The sequence below is a fragment of the Flavobacterium cupreum genome (assembly GCF_003996965.1).
Lineage (GTDB): Bacteria > Bacteroidota > Bacteroidia > Flavobacteriales > Flavobacteriaceae > Flavobacterium > Flavobacterium cupreum.
Map to the genome: position 1 here is coordinate 336,930 of NZ_QWDM01000002.1, position 12,566 is coordinate 349,495.

General features: G+C 34.1%; 7 protein-coding genes. 6 read left to right on the forward strand and 1 reads right to left on the reverse strand.

Features of this window, described 5'->3' with window-relative positions; all coding sequences use genetic code 11:
• Positions 1-99: 99 nt before the first annotated feature.
• The 6 genes from D0817_RS04065 (at position 100) to D0817_RS04090 (ending at position 9,671) form a co-directional block, all read left to right on the forward strand.
• Positions 100-1,971 carry a DNA topoisomerase IV subunit B gene (locus D0817_RS04065; protein WP_127337125.1) on the forward strand — a complete coding sequence of 624 codons (1,872 nt, stop codon included), beginning with the start codon at positions 100-102 and terminating at the stop codon, positions 1,969-1,971.
• A 194-nt stretch (positions 1,972-2,165) separates the two neighbouring features.
• Positions 2,166-3,380 carry an AAA family ATPase gene (locus D0817_RS04070; RefSeq protein WP_127337126.1) on the forward strand — a complete coding sequence of 405 codons (1,215 nt, stop codon included), beginning with the start codon at positions 2,166-2,168 and terminating at the stop codon, positions 3,378-3,380.
• 239 nt (positions 3,381-3,619) lie between these two features.
• Entirely contained in the window at positions 3,620-4,363 is a 744-nt protein-coding gene (locus D0817_RS04075; protein WP_127337127.1) for a hypothetical protein, read from the forward strand.
• On the forward strand, positions 4,360-6,009 hold the full coding sequence (locus D0817_RS04080; protein ID WP_127337128.1) for a DUF262 domain-containing protein: 1,650 nt from the start codon (positions 4,360-4,362) through the stop codon (positions 6,007-6,009). The genes D0817_RS04075 and D0817_RS04080 overlap by 4 nt, the downstream gene beginning before the upstream one ends.
• 18 nt (positions 6,010-6,027) lie before the next feature.
• Positions 6,028-8,745, forward strand: a complete 2,718-nt coding sequence (locus tag D0817_RS04085) for a DNA gyrase/topoisomerase IV subunit A (RefSeq protein WP_127337129.1) — start codon at positions 6,028-6,030, stop codon at positions 8,743-8,745.
• A 278-nt stretch (positions 8,746-9,023) separates the two neighbouring features.
• Positions 9,024-9,671: a JAB domain-containing protein gene (locus tag D0817_RS04090; protein ID WP_127337130.1), complete on the forward strand. Its 648-nt coding sequence runs from the start codon at positions 9,024-9,026 to the stop codon at positions 9,669-9,671.
• Positions 9,672-10,750: 1,079 nt separating this feature from the next.
• Here the strand turns inward: D0817_RS04090 and D0817_RS04095 are convergent.
• Positions 10,751-12,541: a cytochrome-c peroxidase gene (locus D0817_RS04095; RefSeq protein ID WP_127337131.1), complete on the reverse strand. Its 1,791-nt coding sequence runs from the start codon at positions 12,539-12,541 to the stop codon at positions 10,751-10,753.
• Positions 12,542-12,566: the final 25 nt, after the last annotated feature.

The window sequence follows — 12,566 nt, forward strand, 5'->3', positions numbered from 1 at the left end:
TTAAATAGAATTCAAAGCTGTTATTATTTATAACAAAAAGAAAATACGCTTTTATTTTTTACGCAGAAATGGTACATTAGCCAAAAATCCAATTCATTTATGCTAGAGCAAAATCAATATACCGAAGATAATATTCGATCACTCGATTGGAAAGAACATATCCGTATGCGTCCCGGAATGTATATCGGGAAATTGGGAGATGGATCTTCGCCGGATGATGGTATTTATATTCTTTTAAAAGAGGTTTTAGACAACTGTATCGATGAGTTCGTTATGGGCTCCGGAAAAACTATTGAGGTGACTATCAAGGATAAAACGGTTTCGGTTCGCGATTACGGACGTGGAATCCCGTTGGGGAAAGTAGTCGATGTAGTTTCGAAAATGAATACAGGAGGAAAGTACGATTCCAAAGCTTTCCAGAAATCGGTAGGTTTAAATGGTGTCGGAACAAAAGCGGTGAATGCCTTATCGAATTATTTTCGGGTAGAATCAGTTCGTGATGATAAACAAAAAGGAGCCGAATTTTCTGCGGGAAATTTAGTTTTAGAAGAGGATATAATTGATACTACGAAGCGAAAAGGGACAAAAGTGACTTTTACGCCGGATGAAACAATCTTTAAAAATTACAAATTCCGTATGGAATATGTGATTAAGATGGTGAAGAACTATTGTTACCTGAATAATGGTCTGACCATTATATTCAATGGCGAAAAATACATTTCCGAAAACGGTCTTAGAGACTTATTGGAAGAAACCATCAGCGCAGAAGATCTTGAATACCCGATCATTCACCTGAAAGATCATGATATCGAAATCGCTTTAACACACAGTAAAACACAGTACAGTGAGGAATACCACTCTTTTGTCAACGGTCAGAACACCACGCAGGGAGGAACGCACTTAGCGGCTTACAGGGAAGCCATCGTAAAAACCATTCGGGAGTTTTACAATAAGAATTTCGAAGCCTCTGATGTTCGAAAATCGATTGTGAGTGCAATCAGTATTAAGGTGATGGAACCGGTTTTTGAATCACAGACCAAAACCAAATTGGGTTCAACCGATATGGGATCCGATGACGGAACACCGGCAGTGTCCGTTCGTACTTTTGTAAATGATTTCGTGAAGAATAAATTAGATAATTATTTACACAAAAACCCTCCGACAGCAGAAGCTTTATTGCGCAAAATTTTGCAGGCTGAAAGAGAACGTAAAGAATTATCAGGAATTAGAAAACTGGCGACAGATCGTGCCAAGAAAGCCAATCTTCACAATAAAAAATTAAGAGATTGCCGCGCGCATCTTCCGGATACCAAAAATCCGAGAAATTTAGAAAGCACGCTTTTTATCACCGAGGGAGATTCGGCTTCCGGATCGATTACCAAATCGCGTGATGTGAATACTCAAGCCGTTTTCAGTTTACGTGGTAAGCCTTTGAACTCGTACGGAATGACCAAAAAAATTGTGTACGAAAATGAAGAATTCAATCTACTGCAAGCCGCCTTGGACATCGAAGACGGACTGGAAAAATTACGCTACAACAATATCGTAATCGCCACCGATGCCGATGTCGATGGTATGCACATTCGTTTGCTCCTGATTACATTTTTCCTGCAGTTTTTCCCGGAATTAATCAAAGAAGGACATCTGTATATTTTACAGACACCGCTTTTCAGGGTTCGTAATAAAAAAGAAACGATCTATTGTTATTCCGATGAAGAACGAAGAGACGCAATCGAAAAACTAAAACCAAAACCGGAAATCACCCGATTTAAAGGTTTGGGAGAGATCTCACCGGATGAGTTCAAGAACTTCATTGGAGAAACGATTCGCCTTGACCCGATTATGATGGATAAAAATACTTCTATCGAGCAATTACTATCCTTTTATATGGGGAAAAATACGCCGGACAGGCAGGATTTTATTATTAAGAATCTGAAAGTGGAACTGGATGCGGTTGAAGCGGAAGTTTAGAAAGAAAATGAAAATATGAAAACCGCAGTCACTGACTGGGGTTTTTGAAATATAAAAATCAGAGTCAGTGACTCGGTTATTGAAATTTTGATTTCGTAATCACTGATTTCGTAATTCAAATTTTAATTTATTTAGATTACTTTAAGAACAACAAGTGTAATCTATTTAAATTTATAATCATAAAAACAATCAAAATGATAAATAAAATATCGTTTAAGAATTATAAGCTTTTTAAAGAAGAGCAAACATTAGAATTAAGACCAATTACAATTTTAATTGGAAAAAATAATAGCGGAAAAAGTGCTGTCTTGAAGTTACCTACATTAATTGCGGGAAGTTTGAGCGCAGAATTTGATGAAGCATTACAACTTGATTATTTAGGAGTTAGTTTGGGTACAGAATATAGAGATTTGGTTTATAATCGAGAAATAAAGTTTACAGATTTTTTAGAATTGGATTTATCTACTAAAATTGATGAAAATTCTTCAAAAGAGATAAAAATTAAGATTAAATTATCTGATAAACCAAAAGAGAAGCCTGAAATATATGATTGGGAATATTTTGAAAATGACAAATTAATACAAAAAAAAGAAGAAACAGATCTTTTTAAGGGAATAACAAAGATAGGTTTTCCTATGAAAAATCTAAATTTAAATATTGATTATATAGGTGCTTTCAGAGAGGTTCCAAAAGTTAATTATTCATATGATTCAAAGGATTTTGAAAACATTGGATTAAAAGGGGAAAATGCTTATTCAATATTAATCCAGGATAAGGAAGATAAAAGAGAATTGTTGAACAATATTAGTGAATGGTATAAAGAAAATTTTGAAAATTGGATGCTAGATGTAAAAGATTTTGCTACACCATCTGGTACACAATATCAAGTAGTACTTTCAAATGAAAAATTAAAAGATATTAATATAGTATATACAGGTCAAGGAATAAATCAGGTTTTACCTCTTATTGTTCGCTCATACATGCAAGATGATGAACCAGTATTAATTACGATTGAGGAACCAGAAACTCATTTGCATCCAGCAGCACATGGGAGTCTAGCACAAAGATTTGTTGAATCATATATATATAACAATAATAAAAATTATTTTATTGAAACTCATTCTGAAAATTTTATTTTAAGAATTCAAAGAATGATTGCTGACCCTGAAGTAAATTTAACTAGAGAAGATGTTAGAATTTATTATGTTAATTATGAAGAAGATAATTTTTGCAGTTCAGTAAAAGAAATTGTAATTAATGAAGATGGTGAAATTGATGATTGGCCTGACAATATTTTTAATGAAAGTTATGATGAGTTAGTAAAGTTAAAACAAGCTCAAAAAAAGAGAATAGAAAATGTTAGTTTAAAATCTGTCATGATATTTTTTCTAATTCAAATAATGATTTAGAATTAGATAATTTTTTACCTTTTTTTACTTTAGGAAAACATCAGTTAGTTTTAAATGATGCAAATGATTTTTTAGCTTTTAATGAATCAACTTGGAAAAAGCAACTAAAGGGGGCTAATTTAAAATTAATACAAAAAGGAATAAATTCTTCTAATAAAAAAAAGAGTATAGTAATTTCTAATAATAATCCAGATGAAAACTTTTCATTACAAGAGGCATTTTTATTTTTAAATCAATCCTTGGTTATATTAGTAGAGAATAAACAATATGAACCACCATTTATAAATGCAATAATAAAGAATTTTGACAACGGTGAAATTGAAAACGCTCATAAAAATAAAAGATGGAAATATGAAATGTTTGCTGGGTCTTCTGTCGAGCAAGTAATAGAAGGAGAAATAAAAGATGAGTTTGAAAATGAAGTTTTTATTAAAGAAAAATATAAATATCTTAGATATTTCGTCATATTGGATAGCGATAAGACACATTTAAATATGATTAACAATACGGTATTAAAAAAAATAGAATTTCTTGAACGTAATGGAGTAAATTATCATGTTCTTTTAAAGAGAGAAAAGGAGAATTATATGCCTGAGAAAAACCTAAGAAATAAAAATGACAGTTACTTTAATTGTTATTTAAAAAAAATTAAAGATACGGCTGATAGACAGAGAGATTTTTTTGATATAGAGAAGGGATTTAATAATAAAAATAAATCAGACAAAGTTTGGAAAGATAAAAGAAAAGAAGAAGCTGATTTTTTTGAAATTAATAATATTAAAGATGAAGATTGGAAAATATTAAGAAAAGGAGCTAATGATCAGCAAACATTTAAATCTACTTTCTCAACAGAATTTAATCTCGTTACAAAAGATGATTTTGAACAAGTAATAAAATATCAGCCATTTGTAAAATCCAAAAATGATGGTATTGAAAGAAATGAATTTGAACACATTGTTAATGAAATAAAATATTTGTTATGAATGATTTACAGATAAATACACGTGTTCGAAGACTTTTTCATTATTTAGAAGATTTTGAACATGGTTTAATTAGAGTGCCAATTTTTCAAAGAAGCTACAAATGGAGAATAGATCAAAGAATTAAACTTTTTGATAGTATAAAAAATGGATACCCTATTGGGTCGATTTTGTTTTGGAGACCATATAACATTAATGATATAGAAGAATCAGTTCTTGAGGATAAGATTATAGGCTCGTATTTGATGAATGAAAAAGATCAAAGTTTTTTTTACATTTTAGATGGTTTTCAAAGACTTTCGACTATAATAGGATGTTTAATGAATCCTGAAAAAACGAATTTAGAAAGAGATGATGAAGAATGGTATAGAAATTTTAATATTGTTTATAACTTAGAAAACAATCAATTTGAGTCAAACACAAAAAGAAATTTAGAAACTATTGATATAAATAAAATTCCAGTTTATAAGCTAGCAGATAGTAAAGAATTTTTCAACTTTCAAAGAAAGTTGTTCGAGCAAAATTTAGATAATTTGACAATAGAAAGATATTTAAAAAATTATGAGCTAACAGCAAGGAAAATTAGTGACTATTTGATACCTTCTATTGATTTAATAGGAGGAGATATATCAGGTGCTATTGAGATATTTGATAGGGTTAATTCTCAAGGAGCAAAAATGAGTGAAGTTGAAAAGCTCTCTGCTCAGACTGCAACAAATGATTTTCGTCTAGGGATATTGATTAATGATGCATTAGACAAGATTGAATTTTTTAATTTTTATGACAAAAAGAAAAAACGAGAAGCTTTTAGAGAATTAATATATAGATGTGTTCAAAGTTCATTTGGTGTGTTATATTTAGATAATGCCAAGACTAATGTAATTACATTAAGTGAAAAAAATAATTTTGAAGAAATAGTAAGTAAAACTCTTGCAAACACAGAAAGGGTTGTTCAATTTTTGAAAGAACATTTCTATGTTATAGATTTAAAGTATTTGCCAGCTAACCTTCATTATATTTTTTTAGTTGAGTTTTTTAATATAAATGGTTATCCACAACAAAAAGATTTAATTGAATTAAAAAGATGGTTTTGGAAAACAGCATATTCAAATTATTTTACTATTTATAATCCTGCTAAGAGGAAGACCACTTTTGAAAAATTTAGACAATTTGCACTTAATAATGATAATAATCCATTGTATATTGATAAAGAGTTGAGTGCTTTAAAAACTGAAAAATTTCCACGAATCATTGACTTTGGAGGTGTTAGGAAAATATCTCTAGCTTTGTTTATGGTAAATTATTCAGTTAATAAGAATAAGATTTTAGATGGAATCTCAATAAGTTTTAATAATGTTAAGCGAGTAGCAGAATATAAACTGTTTAAAAGTCAAAAAGTAACCGAAAATGTAGTTTTTATTGGTGAAATAGATAATGAATTGAATTCTTTAATTAATAAAAATAAAGATTTGTCCTTTCTATTGAAAAGTGAATATAGAGGAAAGTATGAAGAATTATTTATTACAGATGAAATGCGAGATGCATACGATGATTTGGATGATGAAAAAGTTTTGCAATTAAGACTGGAAAAAATTATTGAAGAAGAGGAAAAATTTGTTAAAACATTAGGAATAGAATATATAAAATAATTAGTGATTTCACAATAAATGAAAGACGAAGAAGACGATAACATAATTCCAAACGACGACGAAAATAATTCAGAGGAGAATCAACTTGATGAAAATCAGGACGGAGACGACGATGAAATTATTAACGTAGATGCTAAAAATTTTGAAGGACAGCATTTTTATGAGAACCAGGAAGAAGAAGGAGAAGACGTTATTACAAAAGTAACGGGCATGTACAAAGACTGGTTTCTGGATTATGCTTCCTATGTAATCTTAGAACGTGCAGTTCCGGCTATTGAAGACGGTTTTAAACCCGTTCAGCGTCGTATTATGCACTCTTTGAAAGAATTAGACGATGGTCGTTATAATAAAGTGGCCAACGTTGTAGGGCATACCATGCAGTATCACCCACACGGAGATGCGAGTATTGGGGATGCGATGGTGCAGATTGGCCAGAAAGATTTATTGATTGACTGCCAGGGGAACTGGGGTAATATCTTAACGGGTGACGGGGCAGCTGCTTCGCGTTACATCGAGGCACGTTTATCTAAATTTGCCCTAGAGGTTTTGTATTCTCCAAAAATTACCGATTGGGGTGTTTCGTACGATGGTCGTCGTGCAGAACCGAACAATCTTCCGGTTAAGTTTCCGTTGCTTCTGGCACAGGGAGCTGAGGGAATTGCAGTGGGACTTTCGACTAAAGTTTTACCGCACAACTTCAATGAGTTAATCGATGCTTCGATCAAGATTCTAAAAGGAAAAGCTTTTACGTTATATCCTGATTTCATGACACAGGGTATTGCCGATGTGTCCAATTACAATGATGGACTTCGTGGCGGACGTGTGCGTGTGCGTGCTAAAATTGCCCAATTAGACAAAAATACACTGGTCATTACGCAGATTCCGTTTTCGACCAATACGACGACTTTGATTGACAGTATTTTGAAAGCCAACGATAAAGGTAAAATCAAAATCAAGAAAATCGAAGACAATACAGCAGCAGATGTTGAGATCTTAATCCATCTTTTTCCGGGTGTTTCTCCGGACAAAACAATCGACGCCTTGTTTGCTTTTACCGCCTGCGAAACTTCTGTTGCGCCTTTAGGCTGTGTGATTGAAGACAATAAGCCTTTGTTTATCGGAGTTTCTGAAATGTTGAAAATTTCGACACACAGAACGGTTGATTTGCTTCGTCAGGAATTAGAAATCCAGTTAGAAGAATTAAAAAACAAATGGCATTTCTCTACTTTAGAGAAAATCTTCATTCGTGAAGAAATGTATATTGATTTCAAACTGTATTCAGACAGGGAATCGCTTTACAAATACTTGTATGATCGATTTGAGCCTTTCAAAAAATCATTCGTCAGAGAAATTACAGATGAGGATTTACAAAGACTGACCCAGATTCCGATGATTCGTATTACCCGTTTTGACTCTGACAAAGCCGATGATTTTATCGCGAAGTTAGAAGACGAAATGAAGGAAGTCGAGCATAACTTAGAGCATTTGACTGATTTTGCGATTGCTTATTTTACCAAATTAAAAGAGAAATACGGAAAAGGCCGCGAACGCCAGACCGAGCTTCGTGTTTTTGATAATGTTGAAGCTACAAAAGTAGTGCTGCGTAACACAAAACTATACGTAAACCGCGAGGAAGGTTTTGTTGGAACCAGCCTGAAAAAAGACGAATACCTCACCGATTGTTCTGATATTGATGATGTGATTGTGTTTTTGCGTGACGGAAAAATGCTGGTGACAAAAGTCGATGCCAAAACATTTGTAGGAAAAGATATTATACATGTTGCCATTTTTGACAAAAGCGATAAACGTACCATTTACAACATGATGTACCGTGACGGTAAGTCCGGTCCTTCCTACATCAAACGTTTCAATGTTTCGGGTGTAACACGCGATAAACCGTATGATTTAACGAATGAAACGGCAGGCTCGCAAGTGGTTTATTTTTCGCATAATCCGAATGGGGAAGCAGAAGTAATCACGATTTTATTACGTCAGGTAGGAACGATCAAAAAATTGAAATTCGATATTGACTTTGCCAAATTAGCAATTAAAGGACGCGCTTCGAAAGGAAATTTAGTGACTAAATATCCGATCAAGAAAATCGAACTGAAGGAAAAAGGAATTTCGACATTGCTGCCAAGAAAAGTTTGGTTTGATGATACGGTAAAACGTTTAAATGTAGATGCAAGAGGGGAATTACTGGGTGAATTTAAGCCAAGTGACAAAATTCTGATTATCAACCAAAGTGGAAAACTGAAGGTTATTATTCCGGAATTATCAACTCATTTTGATGAAGATATGATTGTTCTGGAGAAATTCAATCCGAAGAAACCAATCTCGGCCATTTATTTTGATGGTGAAAAAGAGCGCTATTACCTGAAACGTTTTCTGGTGGAAACCGAAAAAGAAGAGAGCTTTATTACAGAACATCCGAATTCGCAATTAGAAATCGTATCGACAGATTACCGTCCGGTGGCACAATTAATTTTCGCCAAAGTAAAAGGAGTCCAGAAAGAAGATTTACATATAGATGTGGAAGACTTTATAGCTGTAAAAGGCTTTAAAGCACTGGGAAATCAACTGACAGCCGATAAGTTAAAACAAGTCAATTTACTGGATCCATTGCCGTATGAAGAACCCGTTGAAGAAGTTCCTGAAAAACCGGAATTAGAAGAGGATGATTCAGTGGAAACCGAATTAGACGACGACGGCCAGATTGGACTGGTTTTAGAATAAGATAATTAAAGTAAGCCGTCTCAATTATAAGAGTCGGCTTTTTTTATTATTGATTGAAGGTTTAATTCCCTTGCAGATTTAGCAGATTAAGCGGATTTATTTTAAGAGAAAATCTGCCCGATCTGCTAAATCTGCGGGAAATATTACATCCCGCGTTCAATTATTAAAATGAGTTATGAAGTGAAACTGTAATAAAATCTGTCCCGGCAAGTCGAAAATCGACTAAATAAATTGATTAGGTTTGTGTATCTTGCTACCTCTAAAAAATTGGAATAAAAATGAATGTCAAGATAACCGATAAAGATAAAATTAGTGTAACCAATCCTGATGATTTATACGAAATTATGCGACGCATTCTTTTGCGCGATAATAAAATAGATCGCGAAAAAGAACATTTCTGGATGATAGGGCTAAACATGGCAAACATCATCCTGTATATAGAATTAGTGAGTATGGGGAGTGTGAAATCGACACAAGTAGAACCCATGAATGTATTCAGGGTTGCGGTGCTTAAAGGCGCAACAAGTGTAATAGCACTTCATAATCATCCGAGTGGCAGTCTGACTCCGTCTGAAGAAGATAAAGATGCCACAGACCGATTGATACAAGTGGGCAGAATTCTGGATATAAAACTTACAGACCACCTTATTATTACGACCGAAAAGTACATGAGTTTTCTAAATACCGGATTGATGGCGCAATTAGAAAAAAGCCTAAAATATGTTCCTCCTTATCTAATAGAGCAACGAATTGTCGAAATTAAAAAAAAGCAGGAACAGGAACTTAAAAAAGAAAAGCAAAAAACGGATAAATTTAAAGAAACCACTATAATTAATTTATTAAAGAAGAAAATGACTATTGAGGAAATAGCGTCTATTTTGAATACTAGTTCAAAAGAAGTAGAGAAAATCAGCAAAAAGCTTTAAAATAAATCCATACCTACAGCTAAAGCAGAGGTAATTCAAAATCTTTATGATTAAAAATCTCTCGCAGATTTAGCAGATTCAGCGGATCTATTTTAAAAAAAAATCTGCCAGATCTGCTAAATCTGCGGGAAAAAAATTAGCTTTAAAATAAATTCAATAGCCTCCAGCTTCAGCTGTAGGTTCAAATAGGTTTTAATAGAAAGGCTTTAGCCAAAAAGTACGTATTGTTCGGCTAAAGCCCGATTCTCTTTAATACAATACCTCCAGCTGAAGCTGGAGGCTATTCAAAATCCTAGCAATTAAAAGTCTTTCGCAGATTTAGCAGATTCAGCGGATCTATTTAAAAAAAAAATCTGCCTAATCTGCCTAATCTGCGGGAAAAAATTATCTTTAAAATAAATTCAATAGCCTCCAGCTTCAGCTGTAGGTTTCAAATAGGTTTTAATGAAAAGGCTTTAGCCAAAAATCACGTATTTTTTTGGCTAAAGCCCGATTCTCTTTAATACAATACCTCCAGCTGAAGCTGGAGGCTATTCAAAATCCTAGCGATTAAAAGTCTCTCGCAGATTCAGCGGATCTATTTTAAAAAAAATCTGCCAGATCTGCTAAATCTGCGGGAAAAAATTAGTCATTGTTTTCACTTTGCGATTAAAGTCTCCCGCAGCTTTTGCAGGATTCAGCGGATCTATTTAAAAAAAAATCTGCCAGATCTGCTCAATCCGCGGGGAAAATTAGCTTTAAAATAAATTCAATAGCTTCCAGCTTCAGCTGTAGGTTTCAAACAGGTTTTAATAGAAAGGCTTTAGCCAAAAATCACGTATTGTTCGGCTAAAGCCCGATTCTCTTTATTACAATACCTCCAGCTGAAGCTGGAGGCTATTCAAAATCCTAGCGATTAAAAGTCTCTCGCAGATTCAGCGGATCTATTTTAAAAAAAATCTGCCAGATCTGCTAAATCTGCGGGAAAAAATTAGTCATTGTTTTCACTTTGCGATTAAAGTCTCCCGCAGCTTTTGCAGGATTCAGCGGATCTGTTTTTAAAAAAAATCTGCCAGATCTGCTCAATCTGCGAGAAAAAATTAATTCTTCTGATACCTTTTATCCGTTAGTGTTTTCATGAAAGCAACCAGGGATTGTTCCTCTTTTTTATTTAGTTTTAGTTCATCAAAAGGCAGCGTTTGGTTGTCTACGGCATATCCCAAACCTTTTCCTCCGCCTTTATTATAAAAATCAACTACTTCTTCAAGAGTCTTAAAAACACCATTGTGCATGTAAGGTCCTGTAACAGCACTATTTCGAACGGTTGGTGTTTTGAAAGCTCCAATTAGCTGCGGCATTTTGTTGTATAAATAGCGTCCCGTATCCGGACTAAGTGCTTTTCCGGAGGCGTCTTTCGGAGTTCCGATCACTTCATGTTCGGTTTTGGAATAATTTGGAGGAACCGTTCCGTTAAATAAAGGCGTAAAGTGACAGGTGGCGCATTTTGCCTTTCCCATAAAAAGATTCATTCCTTCGATTTCCTGATCAGTCAGTTTGTTTTTCTGGCCTCTCATATAATCGTCAAATTTAGAATCAAAGGAGTTTAGCGATCTTACATAACTGGCAATGGCATTCTGAATTTGCCAGGCTTCCGGTTTGGCTGTTTTGGGATACGCTTTTTTGAAAAGTTTAATGTAAGCATCGTCCAGTAAAACCTGAGCGTGAATATTTTTCAGGGAACCATGCATTTCGTCTGTATTTTCGATGACATCAACACTTTGTTTTTCTAAATCCAATTGGCGCATGTCCCAAAATTGGGCATTCTGCAGGGAAGCGTAAGTTAGGGTAGGCGTGTTTCTCATTAGGTTGCTGCCGTTTAGCGATAGATTTGTTTTCAGTCCATCGGTAAAAGCTTTTTCGGGATGATGGCAGGAGGCACAGCTTCGGTCACTATTTTTGGACAGGCTGTTGTCATAAAATAATTTTTCTCCCAAAGCGGCTTTATCAGTTGTAAAGTTATAATCTTCAGACAATACAAATCCGTTCACATCAAAAGCATCTTTATCAAACAACGTTATTGCGGTGGGCTTTAACGGGCTGCTTTTCTTTACATTTTTGATTTTTTCTTCCTTTTGAAAAGCTTTTATCTTTTTGGAAATCGGATTCAGGTATTCTGTTATAAAAACGGCTCTGTTGAAGGAGTTGAAATTATCGTTTTGCGTACAATATTTTTGGGCTTCCTGTGTCAGTTTTTTTAAGTCCGGCAGTGTGGTATTGGCTGCATTGATTTTTTCGAGTGCTTTCGGAATGCCAATTAAGCTTTCGCCCGCTTCAGGAACAGAAGACTGCAGAATCGGGCTGTCAAAACCGGTAATTCCCAAAGCAATCACCCTGAACACGTTTTGCTGAATACCGTCCAGGACATAATCATTACTGATGGCAATGACTTCAAAAGTGCTTTTTACCTGCTTGATGTTCGACATAAAAATCTTCAGTTCCCGAACTAAATCTTCTTTGTTTTTGGTATCGTATTCGGGGTAAATAAGTTCTTCCATGACCTGAAAACCATGCGGTTCAAAAGACCTGTTTTCTTCCAGTTCCATTTCATCCAACGCCGGGCCATTCATAAAACGGGCCGTTTCGGGAATGAAATATTCAATCGCCCATTCTGTTTTTTTATACGCCAGACGGGATTTTTTAAACTGTGCTACAATTGCTGCCTGTGATTTGTTTTCAACAACCAGTTTTTGAAATTGTATGATTTCATTATCTAATTTGTTTAAATCAATGATTAAATCCTGTTTAACAGTCGTCTGAGAAGTGGGATTGTCTTTGCACGAAATCAGGCAAAGCAATACAAAAAGGGAAGTAAAATGTTTTAATTGTATCATATATACTTAAAAAGAAAATAACCCT

Excerpts from the sequence above, each read along its gene's own strand:
- D0817_RS04095 (WP_127337131.1), bottom strand. The coding sequence starts at position 12,541 with ATGATACAATTAAAACATTTTACTTCCCTTTTTGTATTGCTTTGCCTG.
- D0817_RS04090 (WP_127337130.1), top strand. The coding sequence starts at position 9,024 with ATGAATGTCAAGATAACCGATAAAGATAAAATTAGTGTAACCAATCCT.
- D0817_RS04065 (WP_127337125.1), top strand. The coding sequence starts at position 100 with ATGCTAGAGCAAAATCAATATACCGAAGATAATATTCGATCACTCGAT.
- D0817_RS04080 (WP_127337128.1), top strand. The coding sequence starts at position 4,360 with ATGAATGATTTACAGATAAATACACGTGTTCGAAGACTTTTTCATTAT.
- D0817_RS04085 (WP_127337129.1), top strand. The coding sequence starts at position 6,028 with ATGAAAGACGAAGAAGACGATAACATAATTCCAAACGACGACGAAAAT.
- D0817_RS04070 (WP_127337126.1), top strand. The coding sequence starts at position 2,166 with ATGATAAATAAAATATCGTTTAAGAATTATAAGCTTTTTAAAGAAGAG.